Below are 18,107 nucleotides of genomic sequence, written 5' to 3'. Positions count from 1 at the left end.
TGGAGCAAGATATTGGTGGTAAACAAAGCGCCACTATGCCGAGTGTACCGCAAATAGCGCAGATAGCAGCAAATCAACGCTTGTCGTTAACCGCTGATGGTACGGCATCACTTGCTGATAAAACCATTGACCTTTCGTATTTTTATAGCGACGGCACACCAGTAGAAGACATTGATTACGAAGTCGTGATGGATAACGGCAAAATATACACAGGCCAACTTAGTCGTGGCACTGCAGAAATCATTGATGTGCCTGCTGGGAATTATACCGTGAGTTACATCGGCGAAGACGAAGAGAAGATTGTCTCGTTACGCCAAGAGCTTCGCACGGCCCTTGACCAAATGGTTGCAGAAATCCGCAAGCAAGCTGACATTCAAGAGCGTCTGATTGATGACGAAAATCTTGGGATGCAAGGACTTATCTATAGCGGTGCTTTCTTATACGGACTTTATCAGCAAGGAGGAAGCATTGTAACGGGAGTTGCAGATTTAGTCGAAGGCACAGCAGGGGCAATTTATGATGTTGGCGCAGCAACTTTCCGTATTTTGGGCCACCTCGCAACTGGCGATGTGGAAGCTATGAGGGCAGAGTTACAGCAAATTATGTCAACTGCCTCAGAGTCCATTAATGGCATCGTTGAAGCGTTTGAAACATTAGTTATAATTGCAGAAGATGAAGAAGCGCGTACTTTACTTGCAAACTTTCCAGCACGTTACTTTAATGCCCATTCCAGTGTTGAACGTACCAGAATGGCAGGTCGCTTGTCGTTTGAAATACTGCTTGCCCTTGCCACCTTTGGTAGTGGTGCAGTGGTTTCTGCTATCGCTAAATCCAATTACTTTATTAAAGCAACCCGCGCACTGGAAAAGCTCACTCAAGCCACCAAGTTAAAACGCTTAAATTACACTCGCTCAGGTACAACTGAAAAAGTACAATTAGACAGGATCTCAAAGGTCGAAACCGACATTGACGACGTTAAAAGAATTGAGTCTGTCGCACCCGCCTCAGTTGCATTAAAAGTTAACCCAAGGACACATGTTCAAATATTATTGGATGACTTTTTAAGTGATGCCCCTGAGCATGTAAAGAATAATTACCGGGTTGCATTACGAGATGGAAAACCGTATATAACAAGACGAAACCAAACGGTCAGTGACCAATTGCAGTATGTTGACGGCCAAATTGTTTTCGCTTCGAATAGAATTGATACACCTAATAAAGTCTTGCAACGCTTGAAGGTTGACCACAAATCTCTCACTCCAGCGGCAAAACAAAAGCTTAAGACGCTAGAAGCACAAAGAAATCAAGCCATCGCCAAACGCGATGCCGCATTAAAGTCTGGTAATGCAGAGCACCTTAAAGCAGCATATAAAGATATGCGTGCAGCCAGTGAAGAGCTGGGTGAAGAAGCCGCCCGGATCTTCGTAGAACAAAATTACCCAGGAGCAACACCACTGAGATCAAAGTTACTCACAGATGGTAAGCAAGGACAATTTGACCAATTATATCAAACCGAAGACGGTAGACTCCTAGTTATTGAAGCCAAAGGTGGTAGCGCAACTTGGGGGAGTCGAATGGCCGGAACAAAGCGTGCTCAACAAGGGTCCAGATCTTATATGGAGTCTATTTTTAAGAATTATGAGAAGAAACTAACAGAATATATAGCTGACCCGAAATATGGTGACCCAAATGAGGCTAAGTTTAACGAGCAGGTTAAAGAATTGAGTAAAATGCTTGATGAGTATGAGAGCGCTATTGAAATGGAAGATTTTATTGACAACCCTATCGAATATATTGGTGTACAGCAAAAAGTCTCGGGTACAGAGGTAAAAGGAGCTATTGATGCAACCATTTTTGATATTAAAAATATTTGAAGGATAGAAAATGATTAAGAATCATTACACTTACGCACCTGACACCTATAAAAGAAGTCAAGAACTTTACAATAAATTGTCAGATGACAGGGTTATTGAGGGGATCAAGAATAAGCCTCACACTGCCATTTCTAGGTTGTATAAAAAGAACTTAAAAACGCTTTTTATTGAAGCTCTTGAGCATCCAAATAGCCAAAATGCGTGGAAATATCTAGTACGTGCACAAGAACTAAGCTTAGGAATTTTTCAATCCAATGATAACCCTGGAAAGCCATTCAAACTTTACTATGATAATCAACTAATTGAGCTCAATGGTGCACTAGACTCAGAAGAAGCCGATATATTTAACTGGCCTACCGCCATGTATCTCGCAATAATTACGCGAAATCAAGATGCGATTGATTATCTAATTCAAGTTGATGATTCAGTTTTTAAAGCGGCTAACTATGCTGAGCAATTCACTCCTTTTGATTACGCGCTAGTTGATTTGCTCAAAGCCATTTTTACGCCTGACGCAGACTTAGCCTCGGCAATTGAAAAAGCATTAATTACCAGTAATCCAGACGATTACAAATACGATGAGGCTTATCACTATGCTAGTAGACTCTACTGGCCCGTAGTTTCTGTCATTTTAGGTATATTTACCGATGATGGCGGCGTAGAGTTTAATCAGGCGATTGAAAAGGCAACGCTACTTCATAAAGAATACTACGATACCAAAGAAGAGAAATTTGAAATTGATGGCGCATTATCCATTCCCCTCACTGCCATGGCTTCATTAGCAAAAGACATTAAAGGTTACGACTTGACCACAGAAAATGGCTATATACCTGAGTGGTTGGTAAACCCTAACCCACCAAAATGATAAAGGTAAATTAAATAAGAAGTCTAATTTGCTAAACCACACTCTTTAACAACATAGATGTTGCAAGGCTAGGTTCAATTATCCTCCTAGCCTACATTTCTCATCAAATTTCTTCTGTTGCTTTCATGTACATTTTTAATTAGAGAAGCTGAGGTAGCTAACTTTCAACTGCTTTATTGAGATGGTATGCAGTGATAAGACAAAGCCATAAATAAAGGCCCAAGACATACCACAACCATAAGTAAGGTTATCTAAAAAAATACTGGAGAATCCCTCTCTGCTGCGCTTGCCGTGCTGCGCAAGCTCGGTAAAGGCGACCCAGTTAAATACCTAAGAGACATCAACTGGCAAGACCTAGGAAAACAATCCGCTACGGAAGTTAAAAACATCGTCAAAGGCCTACGCGATTCACTTGATGACATGTCCACCAGTTGGCACTACGACCTACTACTTCCAGACGCCGCCATCGAAGGCATGCAAGCCACGGTTAAACGCCTAGACGACGTCACCCCCAAAATCGACCAGCATATGCAACAAGCCGCCCAAGAAATCGGACAGCGAGTTAATAAAGCACTGGATGAGTATCAAGGCCAACTACCAATTCGAGGCGTTACCGATAAGCCCACCAAAGCCAAAGCCGATGAGTTGGAACCACCAAAAGGGAATGAGTTGCCGGGGGCTAAAAACAATAGTTCAAATAATACAAAAACTAAGAAAGCTCGTAAGATATCGAACCGCTTGAAATACCTTGGAAAAACACCAAGTAAAACATCTCGCACTGGTAAAGAGGTCATTGCTAGGATGCGTAAAGAAGGTAAGATAAGAGATAAATTCGGTAAAACCCAGTTTAAAGACAGCAAAGGAAATTGGCACCCGCTTTCACAAGCAGGCATGGCACATGACCCGACAGATGCAGTAAGGTGGTGGAATACGAAAGGTAGGCAATATGGCGCAAAGTCGAAAGAAGTTAGGGAGTGGATGCTTGACCCAAATAACTATACATTGGACCATTACAGCCTAAACCGTTCAGCGGGAGCTAAGTTAAAAGAAACCTATTTACCCCCAATTAATAAGTTGAAAAAATGAAAGAATTAGATGAAAAATTAAGTGATGAGATTAATGAAAAATTTAATCGTTCTCTGGAGTTTAGAGACAGAGGAAAAATAGATGAGTCATTTGTTGAAATGCAAGAAGCTATCGAATTAATCCCCTCACCGAAGAGCCAGTGGTCAGAATCATTAATTATTATTACTTCAGCTTGTGAACACTTTATTACCATAGAGAAGCTTGCTGAGGCCGAGGCACTAATTGATGAGTACTTAACTTCAGACTTTTGCACTTCATATGATGATAGCCCAAGCTTCATAAAGGGAATTATATTATTTGAAATGGGTAACTTTAAACAAGCATATGAATGGTTTGCTAAAGCCAATTCTATTTCACGGGGCAGATGCTTTGTAGAACAACCTAAAAAATACAAAACTTTCTTTAATGATTATAACCAATGAATGTACATGACCAGATAGAAGAGTATTGCGAGCAAGGCAATGACCTTTTTGATGAAGAAGATTTTCAAGGCGCAATGACACTTTGGAAAAAAGCTTTCGATTTGCTTGCTGATCCAGATGAAGAGTGGGAGCAAGCCGTTTGGCTTAAAGTATCTATTGGGGATAGTTATTATATGCTTGATGAATATCAACAATCCCTAGATTCAATGCTGGATGCATTAAACTACCCTGAAGCACTTGACAACCCATTTATTCACTTTAGAGCTGGCCAGTGTCATTATCAGTTAGGTGATAAAGAGCGCAGTAAAAATGCTTTACTTAAGGCCTATATGTTAGCCGGGAAAGAAATTTTTGAAGACCATGGAGAGGATGGGCTTTTTTATTACGACTTTTTAAAGTCCGAAATCAAGTTATAAACCATTTCTACGCAAAGGACAGCACATGACAGTTAGCATATACATCGTGCAATATTTTGTTCGATATATTTACCACAAAATTCAAGAGCCTTGGCTTAAGTGCCACACAAAATATCACCCTTAAGGCGGGTCGCAGCCATCGCAGTGTTATCCAAAGTGATATAAAGCTCAAGGCAGACAACAACTTTACCATCACCGCGCCGGCGGGAAGTCAACTCATTCAAAGCCAAGGTAATATCACAGTAAAAGGCAGTGGCTCTGGCAACCTCACCCTTACAAGACGGTTGCACTATATCTGCTTAGGATTTGAGGATTGAGTGTGATGCCGGGGCGACGTTTTCTCGGTTCGCTCGATCGCGTCGTTTAAAAAAAATAAACGAGGAGCGCATGGATGCGTTTTGATATTAAACATGGAGGTTTATTTTGCTAACGGCTGATTGCTCGAAATTTATCGTGAAGTCAGCCTGTCCTTCTGGCAGGTTTCGAAGCCCATTCATGGGCTACGACTACCCGAAAAGCATAACTTCTCGGCGGGTAAACCGCCTCCCACAACGCTATTTACACTGTGAGGCTGGAGCCGCTTTTGAGCTTATAAACTACTCTATTGCTACTGAGAAAGTGGAAATTCCACAGGCAACTTACTCCCTTCCATCACACCCGAAAGGCATTAGCCGATATGCAATGTGCCGACAGGATGTCGGCCAAGTCTTGTCTGGCACAGGGAGGTGCCTTACAAGAAGGTTGCACTATATCGGCTTAGGATTTGAGGATTAAGTGTGATGCTGGGGCGACGTTTTCTTGGTTCGTTCTTTTTCGTCGTTTAAAAAGAATGAACGAGGAGCGCATGGATGCGCTTTGATATTAAACATGGAGGTTTATATTGCTAACGGCTGATAGCTCGAAATTTATCGAAGTCAGCCCGTCCTCCTGGACAGTTTTCGACGCCTATCCGTGGGCTACGGCTACCCGAAAAGCACACTTCTCGGCGGGTGAATTGCTTTCCAAAAAGCTATTTGCATCGTCAATTAGGAGGTTGTGACTTGGGAGACATACTACGTTGTCGGTTTCTTGTAAGCCTCGACACAGCTTAATTGCTAAAATAATCCGTGCTTACTCTCATAGGAAGAGTTATTGCCATGTACCGCTTTGAATTTGGCGAGGTGTGTTACGCCATCCCTCAAATTGTGATTCGACGTTTTCATTAAAATTACGAAAGAGCTGCTCGATGTTTTGTGCAGGGACTATATTGCACGGATTGCTGCTTTCTTGTCGTAAATACTCGAAAAAAGCGTCGCTGTTGTGCTCGACCATAAATCCGGTAAACAGATAACTATTGGCATATAAGGTGGCACTTTGCATGGTTTGCCACTGATTTTCACTATTGAATAGGGTGTTAATATCAAGCTTGGTAAAGCGCGATTTCAAAATCCCTTCTTTCGTCAACCAATCTTCGTCAGAGAGGTAAACCGAAAATTGAGCTGTTTCGGTAATTCTTAGGTGCTCAAAATATTCGGCTAAGCCTTCCGTTACCCATCGTGGGGTTACCCCGAAATAGTAAAAAACGAGGGCGTGCACGGACTCGTGAATGAGCGTTCTTAGCGTTTCTTCCTCAGTGCGACTGCCATTGATAAAGCCTTGGTTTTGAAACAAGAAGTACATGCCCAAGGTGCCAGCGGGCTCTGCATCGCGAGAGAGTATTAGCGCATTGTAGTCAGCGTCATTGGCGGCAATATGCATGTTCAACTGGATGGGAGATAAGGCTTTTTTATGCGCTAACTGGTTAAAAAAGTGCTTAAACATCATATACACCACGTTGAGGGTTTGCTGCGCCTGATATTCAACATAAGGGCTCACGGGTTTACCCGTTAGATTAAGTTTAAAATTTTCAATGTCGCTGAATTGTGTTTGCAAGGAAAATACTTCGCGCTTTAGTGCTCCGCAGGTAGATGTTGAGATACCGCTGAACATATTAACAATATCACTGTGCCCGTTTAGGTTATAAAAGGCTTTTTCTGGTATTTCAGGTAGCTGTTGTTTTGTTACTTTTGGTGGTGCAACCGTTAGGTGAGGAGTGGTGTCTGGCTGACTTAAACGTTTTTCGGTATGGGTGTCTAGCTGTATGCCTAATTCAGTCAATAAAGGTTTGATAGACCTCATCGAGTTTGCTGCTGCACTTGGATAGATAAAATAAAGCGCAAACAATATCATTGTGATGATAAGTAGTAGGACAAAGACCCGCCAAACCAAAGTGATATCCTTGTGTAATACATGCCCAGAGACTCTGGTTATACTCGATTATCGGTAAACTTGGCAATGGGTAATTTGATTATCGGCCTACTCCCATGGCATTAAATAACATCTACTTTAGTGTGTCATAGCGCATCGTTTGCATTATTTGCCATTCTTTTTTCTACAACAATGTACCCATAATCTAATTCGTTGCCTATACTTTTTGAAAAAATAACAGAGCATACAGATGAAAGTAGTTTGGCCGTTGATTTTACTGTGTTGTGTGGGCGGGAGTGCGAGCGCGCTTGAGACTCATGTGAATATTACGACGGGGCAATGGCCGCCGTACTTAGATCAAGCGAAACAAGATCAAGGCTGTGTGGCTGCTGTGATCCGAGATGTCTTTGCGCTCTCTGATATAAAAGTCCGATTTTTATTTATGCCATGGGAGCGCGCCTATCAAGAGGGAATGAAGGCGGCTTACATTGGTAGTGCTTATTGGTATTACAGTGAGCAAAGGAGCAAAGACTATATTTACACTCAATACCCACTCACTGAAGAAACGGCACGCTTTTATCACCATCGAGATTTAGCGTTTACCTATACGAGTTACGCAGATCTTAAGCCATTTAGATTGTTGCTCAATCAAGGGTTAACTTATCCGACTTCTCTGCTAGAAGCGGTAGAGACGCTTGAAATCAAAACCTCATATGCCACGTATACCAGTAAAAATGTGGCACTGATCCTACGAAACCGTGCGGATATTATGATTATGGACGAAAAATCGGCGAAGTCCTATCAGCAGGAACTGCCTGCGGAAGAAGCGGAGTTATTAGCTGCGCAAGCGATCCCAGCTTTTATTCAAAAAGGCTATTTGCTAATCAATAAACATCATAGTGAATATGTCGAGTTGTATAACGAAGGGCTTAAAAAACTATGGGCGGATGACGGCTATGTTGCTCAGTATCGTGCTCGCTGCTCTCGTGTGTTTACCTATTGATTGCTTTTTGGTTTTGCTAAAACCAAATAATGTCCTGATCCGTTGCGAAATCATTCATAAGTTAGAATCCAAATTTATTTTTAATGCTTTTCATAGCCTGTTGCCTATTTTGACGGTATATAAAGCATAAAGAATGTTATTACATGTAAAGCCTAATAGTGTATTCAGTGGATTTTAAAGCATGCTTTACAGCCAACAATCGTAAAGACTATCTTGAATCGTCATTGGCTGCTTTAGATTAAGACTTGCCTTATCCAAACCGCCTTTCCGGCAGCTTGATTTTACGTTAAATGGTACATGTCCATCTGGTCTGACCATTTAAATCGCCTTTTAAATTTCCCCGATTCTTGGTTAAAGTTTATGCACGCCAACTGTTGTTTTTACACTCAGCTAATTATTGAATTGGGCTGAATTTTGACAGTTGTCATGGATTTTGATAACGTATTGTGCAAATTTGGTATGACCAATTTACCTATAAAGTTAATTCTTACCAAATTGATTAAAATAAGTCAGCGGTCTGGCTAGGTCACATCATAAAAAATTGGCGTTATTTCAATGTCTTTAAAGATTAAAGCAGCAAAATTATCCGACGTAATACTAGAACAGCTTGAGAATATGATCCTCGAGGGCTCGTTATTACCCGGTGCAAAGTTGCCGCCTGAGCGTGAACTAGCTAAGCAGTTTGAAGTGTCGCGTCCATCACTTCGTGAGGCTATCCAGAAATTGGAAGCTAAGGGGCTTGTTACCCGTCGGCAAGGTGGTGGCACGTATGTTAAGAATCAGCTAGAAGAAGGGCTGACTGATCCGTTATTCGACTTGATCAGTAAGCATCCTGAATCTCAGTTCGATTTACTTGAGTTTCGTCATGCATTAGAAGGCATCGCCGCCTACTACGCGGCACTCAGGGGCACAGAGAATGACTTTGCAAAGGTACAACAAAGCTTTGACAATATTGCAGAGATAGGTGATGACCTGATGCAAAAGGCAAGGGCAATTAATGCTTTTCACTTTGCCGTTGCAGAAGCGTCACATAACGTCGTCCTGCTTCATCTTGTAAAAGGGATGCAGTCACTGCTTGAGCAAAACGTGTTGCAAAACTTAACGGTCTTGGTGCAAAAATCAGACGTGAGTGAGCAGCTCGGTGAGCACAGAAAGTTGTTATTAGATGCGGTGATCAATGGTAACCCTGAACAAGCAAGACTTGCTAGTAACGCCCACTTAGCCTTTATCGAAGAAGCGTTATTAGAAGCCGGTAAAGAGCGTTCGCGAATAGAACGTTCACTGCGTAGAACAAAACAGCAGTAATCGGACTTGATTCAGTAAGAATTGGCACAAATAGAATAAATTCGTATTTTAAACATAAGGAACACTCCATATGTCTGAAGTCAATAAAATTGACGTAGACGCGCTAGAAACCCAAGAATGGTTACAGGCGCTTGAGTCGGTAGTAAAAGAAGAAGGCGTAGAGCGCGCTCAGTTCTTGTTAGAGCAAGTGTTAGAGCAAGCGCGTCTTGATGGCGTAGATATGCCAACAGGCACTACGACTAACTATGTCAACACTATCCCAGCAGATCAAGAGCCTGCGTATCCTGGGGATGTGAACCTTGAGCGTCGTATTCGCTCTATCATCCGTTGGAATGCGATTATGATCGTACTTCGTGCCTCGAAGAAAGATCTTGAGCTGGGCGGGCATATGGCCTCTTACCAGTCGTCAGCTGCATTCTATGAAATGTGTTTCAACCACTTCTTCCGTGCACCAAACGAGAAAGACGGTGGTGACTTAGTGTATTACCAAGGTCACATCTCTCCGGGTATTTATGCTCGTGCATTTGTTGAAGGCCGCCTAAGTGCTGAACAGCTAGATAACTTCCGTCAGGAAGTAGACGGTAACGGTATTTCTTCATACCCACACCCTAAGTTAATGCCTGAATTCTGGCAGTTCCCAACGGTTTCTATGGGTCTAGGCCCAATCGCGTCTATCTACCAAGCGCGTTTCCTTAAATACCTAGATGGCCGTGGTCTAAAAGATACGTCTGAGCAACGCGTTTACGCCTTCCTTGGTGATGGTGAAATGGACGAGCCAGAATCACGTGGTGCGATTTCATTCGCTGCCCGTGAAAAGCTAGACAACCTATGCTACCTAATCAACTGTAACCTACAGCGTCTTGACGGCCCAGTAATGGGTAACGGCAAGATCATCCAAGAACTAGAAGGCCTATTTAAAGGTGCTGGTTGGAACGTGATCAAAGTCGTTTGGGGTTCTGGTTGGGATAAGCTACTTGCCAAAGACACTACGGGTAAATTGCTACAACTGATGAATGAAACAGTTGATGGCGATTACCAAACTTACAAAGCAAAAGATGGTGCCTTCGTACGTGAACACTTCTTCGGTCGTTACCCAGAAACAGCAGCGCTTGTTGCTGATATGACTGACGATGAAATCTTCGCGTTAAAGCGCGGTGGTCATGAGCCATCTAAGCTATTTGCTGCATTTAAAGCGGCACAAGACACCAAAGGTCGTCCAACGGTTATCCTAGCTAAAACGGTAAAAGGTTACGGCATGGGCGCTGCGGCTGAAGGTAAAAACATTGCTCACCAAGTTAAGAAAATGGACATGACACACGTAGCGCACCTACGTTCACGTCTAGGTCTAGATGACTTGGTATCTGATGAGCAATTACAAGAGCTACCTTACTTGACGCTAGAAGAAGGGTCAAAAGAGCACGAATATCTACATGCTCGCCGTAACGCGCTTCACGGTTATACACCTAAGCGTCTACCTAACTTCACAGAAACGCTTACGCTACCTGAGCTAGATGCATTTAAACCGCTTCTAGAAGAACAAAAGCGTGATATCTCAACCACAATGGCATACGTTCGTGCACTTAATATCTTGTTAAAAGACAAGAATATCGGTAAGAGCGTTGTTCCAATTATTGCTGATGAAGCGCGTACTTTTGGTATGGAAGGTTTATTCCGTCAAATCGGTATTTACAACCCGCACGGCCAAAACTACAGCCCAGAAGACCGCGATATCGTTTCTTACTATAAAGAAGCAACGTCAGGTCAGGTACTACAAGAAGGTATCAATGAGCTAGGCGCGATGTCTTCATGGGTTGCAGCTGCAACGTCATACAGCACCAACGACCTACCAATGATCCCGTTCTATATCTACTACTCAATGTTTGGTTTCCAACGTGTAGGTGATATGGCGTGGATGGCGGGCGACCAACAAGCGCGTGGCTTCCTATTAGGGGCAACCGCTGGTCGTACAACGCTAAATGGTGAAGGTCTACAGCACGAAGACGGTCACTCGCACATTCAAGCAGGTACAGTGCCTAACTGTATTTCTTACGACCCAACGTTTGCATTTGAAGTAGCGGTTATTCTGCAAGATGGTATCCGTCGTATGTACGGTCCAGAGCAAGAGAACGTGTTCTACTACCTAACGCTAATGAACGAAAACTACCATATGCCAGCAATGCCTGAAGGCGCTGAAGAAGGTATTCGTAAGGGTATTTACAAGCTTGAAAGCTACACTGGCGACAAAGCACAGGTTCAGCTAATGGGCTCGGGTACTATCCTGAACGAAGTACGTAAAGCGGCGCAAATTCTAAGCGACGATTACGGTATCGGTTCAGACGTATTCTCTGTAACGTCATTTAACGAGCTTGCTCGTGACGGTCAAGATGCAGAGCGTTTCAACATGCTTAACCCAGAAGCAGAGCAAAAAGTAGCTTACATCACCAGCGTGCTTGGTGATGCGCCAGCAATTGCTGCTACGGATTACATGAAAAACTATGCTGATCAAGTACGTGCATTTATGCCAAGTGCATCTTACAAAGTACTTGGTACAGACGGTTACGGTCGTTCAGACAGCCGTGAAAACCTACGTCGTCACTTTGAAGTGAACGCCGGTTACGTGGTAGTTGCTGCACTTGGCGAGCTAGTTAAGCAAGGCAAAGTTGAAAAATCAGTAGTGACTGACGCTATCAAGAAATTTGATATCGACACCACCAAAACTAACCCACTTTACGCATAAGAGGACGAGTGATGGCAATCGAAATTCATGTTCCAGATATTGGTGCCGATGAGGTTGAAGTAACCGAGATCCTAGTAAGCGTAGGTGACACGGTTGCAGAAGAGCAATCGCTTATCACTGTTGAAGGCGACAAAGCATCAATGGAAGTACCTGCCTCAGTGGCGGGTACAGTTAAAGAAATCAAAATAGCGGAAGGCGATAAAGTATCGACTGGCTCTTTGATTATGGTTTTTGAAGCGGCAGGTGAAGAAGCACCGGCAGAGCAACCAGCAGAAGAAGCTAAGCCAGAAGCAAGCGCCTCTGGCAAGACAGAAGTGAAAGAAGTTCACGTACCAGATATTGGTGGCGATGAAGTTGAAGTAACTGAAATCTTAGTAGCTGCGGGTGATGTTGTTGAAGAAGAGCAATCGCTTATTACGGTTGAAGGCGACAAAGCTTCAATGGAAGTACCAGCACCATTTGCAGGCACTATCAAAGAAGTGAAAATCAACGCAGGTGACAAAGTGTCAACTGGTTCATTGATCTTCATCTTCGAAGTGGCAGGTAGCGGTGATGCGCCTGCGACTACCGAAGCTGAAGAAGCGCCAGCTGAAGAGCAAGCACCAGCTGCATCAGCTGAAAAAGAAGTGCATGTACCAGATATCGGTGGCGACGAAGTTGAAGTCACTGAAATCATGGTTGCTGTTGGCGACAGCGTTGAAGACGAACAATCTCTTATCACGGTTGAAGGCGACAAAGCCTCAATGGAAGTACCAGCACCGTTTGCAGGTACGATTAAAGAGATCAAAGTCAATGCGGGCGACAAAGTATCAACGGGCTCTTTAATCTTCGTATTCGAAGTAAAGGGCGCGGCACCTGCACCTCAGGCAGCAGCTAAAACTGAAGCAAAACCAGCTCAATCAGCGGCTCCCGCGGCAAAATCTGAAGCACCAAAAGCTTCTGTACAAAAAGATGATTTTGTGGCGAATGATCAGTATGCTCACGCATCACCTGTGGTACGTCGTTTAGCGCGTGAGTTTGGAGTTAACCTAGCTCGCGTTAAAGGTACAGGTCGTAAGAACCGTGTACTAAAAGAAGACGTACAAAACTACGTGAAAGAGCTGGTTAAGCAAGTTGAATCTGGTCAAATCGCAAAAGGTGGTAACACTGGCGGCGGTGAGCTTGGTCTTATTCCTTGGCCAAAAGTAGACTTCAGCAAGTTTGGTGAAATAGAAGAGAAGAAACTTTCTCGCATCAATAAGCTATCGGGTGCAAACCTTCATCGTAACTGGGTACAAATCCCACATGTTACGCAGTTTGACGAAGCAGATATCACAGAGCTTGAAGCGTTCCGTAAAGAACAGAACGTGCTAGCTGAGAAGAAGAAAATGGGTGTGAAGATCACGCCATTAGTATTCGTGATGAAAGCGGCTGCAAAAGCACTTGAAGAGTTCCCAACGTTTAACTCTTCACTATCTGAAGATGGTGAGAGCTTAATCTTGAAGAAATATGTTCACATCGGTATCGCGGTTGATACACCAAATGGTCTAGTGGTTCCTGTTGTTCGCGACGTGAACAAGAAAGGCATCATTGAGATATCACGCGAGTTGATGGAAATTTCTAAGAAAGCACGTGATGGTAAACTGACGTCTGCTGATATGCAGGGCGGCTGTTTCACTATTTCAAGCCTAGGCGGTATCGGCGGTACGGCGTTTACGCCAATCGTTAATGCTCCTGAAGTTGCGATTTTGGGTGTTTCTAAGTCAGACTTCAAACCGAAATGGAATGGTAAAGAGTTTGAGCCGCGCCTAATGGTGCCGCTAAGCTGTTCATACGACCATCGTGTCATTGACGGCGCACTAGCAGCTCGCTTTACTGTGACACTTGCAAACTACTTAAGCGATATTCGCCAACTAGTAATGTAAGAACAGAAACCGCATGACTTAGGTGATGCGGTTTTCTTGTATTTTATTGTTCCGCTTGATAATTAGGCGGGACAACAGAGAGTGTGAATGATACACTTTCGAGCAATAATAACTCTCTCTGCCCTGTGCCCCGAATCGGGTGTTTGGCAGGCACTTTGGGTCGGCTACTCTCGACGAGTAAACCCGTTCAAATAACAGTTAAGGTAATAACATGAGCAACGAAATCAAAACTCAAGTTGTTGTACTAGGCGGTGGTCCTGGTGGTTACTCTGCAGCATTCCGTGCAGCAGACTTAGGTTTAGACGTTACACTAATCGAATCTCGCGACACGCTAGGTGGTGTGTGCTTGAACGTTGGTTGTATCCCTTCAAAAGCCCTTCTTCACGTTGCAAAGGTAATTGACGATGCAGCAGAAATGGCTTCTCACGGTGTTTCTTTCGGTGCTCCACAAATTGACCTAGACAAAATCCGTTCATGGAAAGAGTCTGTGATCGGTCAACTTACTGGTGGTCTTGGCGGAATGGCTAAGATGCGTAAAGTAACTGTAGTTAATGGCTACGGTAAATTCACAGGTTCTAACACTATCGCAGTTGAAGGTGCTGATGGTGCGAAAACAGTGACCTTTGATAACGCAATCATTGCAGCGGGTTCTCAGCCTGTAAGCCTACCTTTCATTCCTGAAGACGAGCGTATCATCGATTCTACAGGTGCGCTTGAGCTTAAAGACGTGCCTGAAAAGTTACTTGTACTAGGTGGTGGTATCATCGGTCTTGAGATGGGTACTGTTTACCGTTCACTAGGTTCAGCGATTGACGTAGTTGAGTTTGCTGATCAACTAGTACCAGCGGCTGACAAAGACGTTATCAAGATTTACCAAAAGTACGTTAAAGACAAGTTTAACGTAATGCTTTCTACTAAAGTTGTTGCTGTTGAAGCGAAAGAAGACGGTATCTACGTATCTTTCGAAGGCAAGCAAGCACCAGAAGGCCAAGTTCGTTATGACAAAGTACTAGTTGCTGTTGGTCGTACACCAAATGGTAAGCTAATCGACGCTGACAAAGCGGGCGTAAATGTTGATGAGCGTGGCTTTATCAGCACTGACAAGCAAATGAAAACCAACGTTGATCACATCTTCGCTATCGGTGACATCGTAGGTCAACCTATGCTTGCACACAAAGCGGTTCATGAAGGTCACGTTGCTGCTGAAGTTATCTCTGGTAAGAAGCATTACTTCGATCCTAAGTGTATTCCTTCAATTGCATATACAGATCCAGAAATCGCTTGGGTTGGTGTGACTGAGAAAGAAGCAAAAGAGCAAGGTCTAAGCATTGAAACTGCGGTATTCCCGTGGGCTGCTTCTGGTCGTGCAATCGCTTCTGCACGTACTGAAGGTTCTACTAAGCTTATCTTTGATAAAGAATCAGGCCGTGTGATCGGTGGTGCTATGGTTGGTATCAATGCAGGTGAAATGCTTGGTGAAATCGGTCTAGCAGTAGAGATGGGTGCTGACGGTGAAGATCTAGCGCTTACTATCCACGCTCACCCAACGCTGAACGAGTCAATCGGTCTAGCTGCTGAAATCTTCGAAGGTTCAATCACTGACCTTCCAAACAAAAAAGCAGTGAAGAAAAAGTAAGTTTTTCTGAGCTTTTAAAAACCCAGCCTTGTGCTGGGTTTTTTTGTTTTTGGCTAAGTGGGAGAGCTTATTTTCCTAAGTATCCTAAGCCATCAGCCTGAGAAAATTAATAATTACAAGTAGTAAGGCGGAAGTGGCAATAAATAGCCAGCGCATTTGGTTGAGTAGTCCGAGTAAATGCTGAATATGTTCAGCTGAGGGTTGCGCTTTTGCACCTACCCGCATCACGTCAAAACGTTCACCAAAATAAAAACGCGGTCCTGCGAGTTGTGTATGTAAATTTGCTGCAAAAAAGCTCAGTGCCCATCCAGTATTCGTTTGGCTAAAGTGACGGCCGTAGTATTTAATGTAGTGCCAAGTTTGCTTTGGTCTAAGTAGCAACGAAAAGCAGGTAATTAATAATCGAATAGGCACAAACTCAACGAGCCAAATCATGCGGGAAAGACTTGCCATAAAACGGCTTGAGGGGAGCATTACTTGCCGCCAAGCGTGGTCACACAGTAGTAATAGTTTATAAAATAGCGCGAGATAGGGACCTGCTGCTAGATACAGTAAAGCAATGACAAAAAAATGGCGCAAGGTATTTAATGCGGTGCTATCTATGGCGGCTTTACAAATACCAAGCTCTGTTAGCTTCTCTACATCTCTTGCTACCATTCCTTGCAACACGGCTCTTGCGGTTACTTTTTGCTTTGATTTTATCAGCGCGGAAATACGCTTAGCACGGCTTTCATGGCTAATATCTAAGCATAAAAACAACACCAGCCCACCGAGCCAATTAGGATAAAAAGCAAAGCTAATAATCGCATGAGTTAATACAGTGATAGTTAATATTGGTAGGAGGAAGCCGAGTGTGCCTGATAAAAGTTGATAACTAGAAGCCGCTTTGGGGCGATAAACTCTTTCGGCAATGGCTTTAAAAACAAGGCTAAGAATAAGATTAGGGTGATAAAGTGTTGATAACCTTACCCCTAGGCTGGCAAAAATCGCCAGTAAGAAAATGATCAGGCCCTCATGGGCCTGAAGCAAGCTGTCGAGCACTAAAGCGTAACCTTATCCAGCTTATTAAGTAGTGCCATCACCATCTTAGAAGAGTTTACAGAAGCGACTTCTAGATACTCTTCGAATGATTGCGGTGATTCTTTGCCGGCGATATCAGATAGCGAGCGGATCACAACAAATGGCGTGTTTAAAGAATGACAAGCCTGCGCAATTGCCGCACCTTCCATTTCGACTGCTAACATCGTAGGGAAGTCTGCACGCGCCTTGTCGATGCGTACTGGGTCGCACATAAATGAGTCACCCGTACAGATCAAACCAACCATAGTTTGAATGCCTTCAAGCTCATGTACGCTTTGCTCTGCAGCTTCAACTAATTTTGCATGCGAAGTGAACGCAGCAGGCATTTGTGGAACTTGACCAATTTCATAGCCAAATGCAGTAACATCAACATCGTGATGACGTACTTCATTTGAAATAACCACATCGCCGACGTTTAGTGATGGTTCAAAACCACCTGCAGAACCCGTGTTGATCACGCAATCTGGCGCAAAGTTGTCGATCAGCAAAGTTGTCGCAACTGTTGCTGCCACTTTACCAATGCCAGACTGTACAAGCGTTACATCAAGACCAGCCAGTTTGCCGGTATAAAAAGTAAAGCCACCTTTGGTCAATGTTTGCGGGTTTTCCATGGTGTTACGCAAAATGGTAACTTCTTGCTCCATTGCGCCGATAATGCCTACTTTCATCAAAAGATTCCTAATTTGTGGTGGGGAAAGCCCCAGTGTCAAAATTGCTTTTATTATACGAAAGGGGTTTTGATAGGTAAAACAAAAAACGGGCTGACGCCCGTTTTGCTAGATTTCTGCCAACTGAGTTGACTGTGCTTTTGCCTGTGAAGGGGACAGTACAGCAGGTTTGTAGGTGCGGTTTCTGGTTTTCTTTGGCATCTCCACTTTTTGGCCAAGCTTGAATAAGATTGCCGCACGAACCTCAGCGCTTTGGTAGCCACTTTTGATTTTCATACGAATGTGTGGAATACCCGCAGATTCCAGAGCGCCACTGACAAACCAATCTTTTTGCGCCTTATGGCCATTTTTATTGGAATTATTGACTAAGTCTACAGCGGCAACAATTTTCAGTGTCTCTTTGTCTACCAAAACATAATCCAACTGTTTATTCTTAGCTTTAGTTACCGCGGCACGACGTGCTTTTGGAGAGATCCCCGGTTTGCACTCAATTACATCAATGAGCTTAATACGGCTTACGATTTTATATCTATCGCCAACGGCACGTTCTAATAAATGTAGAAACGATGCTTCAACGGTGGTAAAAACAGATTCTTTACGATTAAACGGATAAGGATTGCCACCTACATCGGTGTACTTAGAAGCGACAATGGAAGCAACGACCACTAGAGCCAAAATAGCAAGCAACGCAAATTCCATACAAAACTCCAAATCAAAAAAATGACATCTGTGATTTGATAAGCAATAGCTGTGCCAAAATAGCGCTTAAATTAGTGGGTGGTTAACATTAAATCAGTATTTGGGATATGGAAAGAAAAATAAAGTGCTTTAAGTTGTTTATACTAGGCAGCGATATCTTACAGCAGGGCTGCCTAGTACTGGATA

14 protein-coding genes and 1 pseudogene are annotated in these 18,107 nt (G+C 43.4%); 11 read left to right on the top strand and 4 right to left on the bottom strand.

The window, feature by feature from the left end; genetic code table 11:
* The 6 genes and pseudogenes from A587_RS0113185 to A587_RS24730 form a co-directional block, all read left to right on the top strand.
* Positions 1–1,874, top strand: a pseudogene (locus A587_RS0113185) (contractile injection system protein, VgrG/Pvc8 family); the annotation flags it as partial.
* Positions 1,875–1,884: 10 nt separating this feature from the next.
* Positions 1,885–2,739 carry an immunity 49 family protein gene (locus A587_RS0113180; RefSeq protein ID WP_017217977.1) on the top strand — a complete coding sequence of 285 codons (855 nt, stop codon included), beginning with the start codon at positions 1,885–1,887 and terminating at the stop codon, positions 2,737–2,739.
* Between the two features lie 420 nt (positions 2,740–3,159).
* Positions 3,160–3,825, top strand: coding sequence for a GH-E family nuclease (locus A587_RS24515; RefSeq protein WP_083838448.1), 666 nt, complete (start codon positions 3,160–3,162; stop codon positions 3,823–3,825).
* On the top strand, positions 3,822–4,247 hold the full coding sequence (locus A587_RS0113170) for a hypothetical protein (RefSeq protein WP_017217975.1): 426 nt from the start codon (positions 3,822–3,824) through the stop codon (positions 4,245–4,247). Before A587_RS24515 ends, A587_RS0113170 begins: the two co-directional genes overlap by 4 nt.
* Positions 4,244–4,663 carry a tetratricopeptide repeat protein gene (locus A587_RS0113165; RefSeq protein WP_010370315.1) on the top strand — a complete coding sequence of 140 codons (420 nt, stop codon included), beginning with the start codon at positions 4,244–4,246 and terminating at the stop codon, positions 4,661–4,663. The genes A587_RS0113170 and A587_RS0113165 overlap by 4 nt, the downstream gene beginning before the upstream one ends.
* A 56-nt stretch (positions 4,664–4,719) precedes the next feature.
* Positions 4,720–4,980, top strand: coding sequence for a hypothetical protein (locus A587_RS24730; protein WP_045965830.1), 261 nt, complete (start codon positions 4,720–4,722; stop codon positions 4,978–4,980).
* 811 nt (positions 4,981–5,791) lie between these two features.
* Here A587_RS24730 and A587_RS0113155 read toward each other — a convergent pair.
* A complete protein-coding gene (locus tag A587_RS0113155) occupies positions 5,792–6,820 on the bottom strand; it encodes a DUF1570 domain-containing protein (RefSeq protein WP_232288064.1) in 1,029 nt (342 codons plus the stop codon).
* A gap of 319 nt (positions 6,821–7,139) precedes the next feature.
* Between A587_RS0113155 and A587_RS0113150 the strand changes: the two genes are divergently transcribed.
* The 5 genes from A587_RS0113150 to lpdA all read left to right on the top strand — a co-directional run bounded on the left by A587_RS0113150 (position 7,140) and on the right by lpdA (position 15,474).
* Positions 7,140–7,892 (top strand): substrate-binding periplasmic protein, encoded by a 753-nt coding sequence (locus A587_RS0113150; RefSeq protein WP_017217972.1) that lies wholly within the window; start codon positions 7,140–7,142, stop codon positions 7,890–7,892.
* A 555-nt stretch (positions 7,893–8,447) separates the two neighbouring features.
* The gene (pdhR, locus tag A587_RS0113145; RefSeq protein WP_010370324.1) at positions 8,448–9,197 is read left to right on the top strand and encodes a pyruvate dehydrogenase complex transcriptional repressor PdhR; all 750 of its coding nucleotides are present in this window, start codon (positions 8,448–8,450) and stop codon (positions 9,195–9,197) included.
* A gap of 70 nt (positions 9,198–9,267) precedes the next feature.
* Positions 9,268–11,934, top strand: coding sequence for a pyruvate dehydrogenase (acetyl-transferring), homodimeric type (gene aceE / locus A587_RS0113140; RefSeq protein ID WP_010370326.1), 2,667 nt, complete (start codon positions 9,268–9,270; stop codon positions 11,932–11,934).
* An 11-nt stretch (positions 11,935–11,945) separates the two neighbouring features.
* The gene (aceF, locus tag A587_RS0113135; protein ID WP_017217971.1) at positions 11,946–13,838 is read left to right on the top strand and encodes a pyruvate dehydrogenase complex dihydrolipoyllysine-residue acetyltransferase; all 1,893 of its coding nucleotides are present in this window, start codon (positions 11,946–11,948) and stop codon (positions 13,836–13,838) included.
* A gap of 211 nt (positions 13,839–14,049) precedes the next feature.
* Positions 14,050–15,474: a dihydrolipoyl dehydrogenase gene (gene lpdA, locus A587_RS0113130; protein WP_010607389.1), complete on the top strand. Its 1,425-nt coding sequence runs from the start codon at positions 14,050–14,052 to the stop codon at positions 15,472–15,474.
* Positions 15,475–15,558: 84 nt separating this feature from the next.
* Here the strand turns inward: lpdA and A587_RS0113125 are convergent, their stop codons facing one another.
* The 3 genes from A587_RS0113125 to A587_RS0113115 all read right to left on the bottom strand — a co-directional run bounded on the left by A587_RS0113125 (position 15,559) and on the right by A587_RS0113115 (position 17,921).
* Positions 15,559–16,515, bottom strand: coding sequence for a cobalamin biosynthesis protein (locus tag A587_RS0113125; protein WP_017217970.1), 957 nt, complete (start codon positions 16,513–16,515; stop codon positions 15,559–15,561).
* Positions 16,515–17,222: a 5'-methylthioadenosine/S-adenosylhomocysteine nucleosidase gene (mtnN, locus tag A587_RS0113120; protein ID WP_017217969.1), complete on the bottom strand. Its 708-nt coding sequence runs from the start codon at positions 17,220–17,222 to the stop codon at positions 16,515–16,517. Before mtnN ends, A587_RS0113125 begins: the two co-directional genes overlap by 1 nt.
* 108 nt (positions 17,223–17,330) lie before the next feature.
* Positions 17,331–17,921 carry a DUF2726 domain-containing protein gene (locus A587_RS0113115; RefSeq protein ID WP_017217968.1) on the bottom strand — a complete coding sequence of 197 codons (591 nt, stop codon included), beginning with the start codon at positions 17,919–17,921 and terminating at the stop codon, positions 17,331–17,333.
* Between the last annotated feature and the right edge of the window lie 186 nt (positions 17,922–18,107).

Origin of the sequence: Pseudoalteromonas sp. NJ631 (assembly GCF_000276645.1) — a bacterium.
Taxonomy (GTDB): Bacteria; Pseudomonadota; Gammaproteobacteria; order Enterobacterales; family Alteromonadaceae; genus Pseudoalteromonas; species Pseudoalteromonas piscicida.
Note: the sequence above shows the minus strand (reverse complement) of the source record. Positions and strands in the feature narration are given on the sequence as shown.